The sequence below is a fragment of the Sulfuricurvum sp. genome, assembly GCF_049305995.1.
In the GTDB taxonomy this organism is placed as follows: domain Bacteria; phylum Campylobacterota; class Campylobacteria; order Campylobacterales; family Sulfurimonadaceae; genus Sulfuricurvum.
This window is the reverse complement of record NZ_JBAQPS010000020.1, coordinates 1-1,973: the sequence shown is the minus strand read 5'-3', so window position 1 is coordinate 1,973 and position 1,973 is coordinate 1. Positions and strand designations below refer to the sequence as shown.

Annotated in this window: 2 protein-coding genes and 1 pseudogene; all 3 read left to right on the top strand. The window is 43.9% G+C overall.

Translation table 11 applies throughout. From position 1 onward, the window contains the following. Positions 1-300, top strand: a 300-nt coding sequence (locus tag WA010_RS00715; protein WP_422555260.1) for a phosphomethylpyrimidine synthase ThiC, incomplete at its 5' end; no start/stop codon positions are given. A 17-nt stretch (positions 301-317) separates the two neighbouring features. After that, entirely contained in the window at positions 318-1,481 is a 1,164-nt protein-coding gene (locus WA010_RS00710) for a P-loop NTPase (protein ID WP_422555259.1), read from the top strand. A gap of 104 nt (positions 1,482-1,585) precedes the next feature. After that, a pseudogene (locus WA010_RS00705) lies at positions 1,586-1,973 on the top strand (hypothetical protein); the annotation flags it as partial.

Sequence of the window (1,973 nt, the reverse complement as noted above, 5' to 3'; positions counted from 1 at the left end):
AAAATCGCGGCACACGCCGCCGATATTGCACGCGGACGCAAGGGGGCTCGCGACATCGATGATGCGATGAGCGATGCCCGTTATGCATTTGATTGGAATCGTCAGTTTGAACTTGCCCTCGATCCGGAACGGGCACGTGAGTATCACGATGAAACCTTGCCTCAGGATGTTTTCAAAGAGGCGGAGTTTTGTTCGATGTGCGGACCGAAATTCTGTAGCTATAAGATTACGCAGCAGATTATGGAAAATCCCGAAGCGATTGCACGTATTGCAGAAGAAGTTAAAGCTAACGCAAGTTAAAAAAGGAAATAAACAACATGACAGAAGAAATTGTAAAATCGGCATTATCAAAAGTTACCTATCCGGGGTTCACGAAAGATATCGTGACGTTCGGATTCGTTAAAGAGATTAAAATCGAGGGCTCAAACGTGAATGTAGTAGTCGATATTACCTCTAGTGCTCCCGAAGTGGCACATCAAATCACCATGGAAGCAACCGATGAGCTTAAACGTGCTGGCGCAGGTGACGTAGTAGTAAATATTACCGCACCTAAAATGCCGCGTGAGAGTTCATCGAAGGGAAAAAATATCGCTCCTCAAGTGAAAAACTTTATCATGGTCAGCTCAGGTAAAGGGGGAGTCGGTAAATCGACGACGTCCGTTAACCTTGCCGTGGCTCTTGCAATGCAAGGGAAAAAAGTGGGTCTTTTGGATGCCGATATTTATGGACCGAATATTCCTCGTATGATGGGGCTTGAGGGTCAAAAACCTGAAGTGGTCGGAAATAAAGTCCTCCCATTAAAAGCGTACGGTGTCGAAGTGATGTCAATGGGCTCACTTATGGAAGAGGGGCAATCGCTTATCTGGCGCGGTGCGATGATCATGAAAGCGATTGAGCAGTTCTTGCGTGACATCATGTGGTCAGATTTGGATTGTTTGGTTATCGATATGCCTCCGGGAACCGGTGATGCGCAGTTGACATTGGCACAAAGTGTTCCGGTCACCGTTGGTGTAACCGTTACAACTCCTCAAATGGTATCTCTCGATGATTCACGCCGCAGTCTTGATATGTTCAAAAAACTTCATATCCCAATCGCGGGTGTTATCGAAAATATGAGCGGATTTATCGCTCCTGATACGGGTGTTGAGTATGACATTTTCGGTAAAGGGACATCTAAAGCGATGGCGGATCAGTTTGAGACGTGCATCCTTGCTGAAATCCCAATCGAACCTGCCATCCGAACGGGAGGAGATGAGGGGAAACCGGTAACCTATTATGCACCAACCTCTGAGACGGCAAAACGCTATATGAAGGCGGCAGAAGATCTTTGGGCAACGATTGAGAAAATCAATGCCGATGGCGGTGTAGATAACCAAGCGATTCAACCAAATACACCTCCAGGTGTATCGGCGTGTTCTACTGCTGCTGCACCGAAACCAGAGAGTAGCGGAAGCTGCGGTACAGGCTGCGGCTGTCACTAAGTTTTATATATTTTCCCCTTGTTCAAGGGGAAAAATCCTCTTTTTTATAACTCTAATCTTTTTTTTAGTATAATCGAACTATTCACGTAATGAAGTCAGGAATAATGAAAAAAAAGAGTACATTTTTTACCCTCTCCCTCTCTATCGTTTTGATCGTTATCATTTTTGTAGTGATTCTTTCGGCCACATTTCGCTATATGGGGCTTCAATCAGCTGAAAATAGAGCAATTTTAATTGGAAATATTATTAGAGAATCTTTGACGTCACATATGCTTAGTGGTAGTACCGATTATCAGGATAAATTACTTAAGCAAATTGGCTCAATAGAGGGGATGAAAAATGCATGGGTTATCCGATCAGAGTCTTTGAATCGTCAATATGGTAGTGGCATCTATTTGCAAGAACCTCGTGATGATATTGATAGTGCTGTATTGCGTGAAGGGAAAATGGCTGATAATCTTTCAGGAACTTTATTTTCTGATACTATTTATC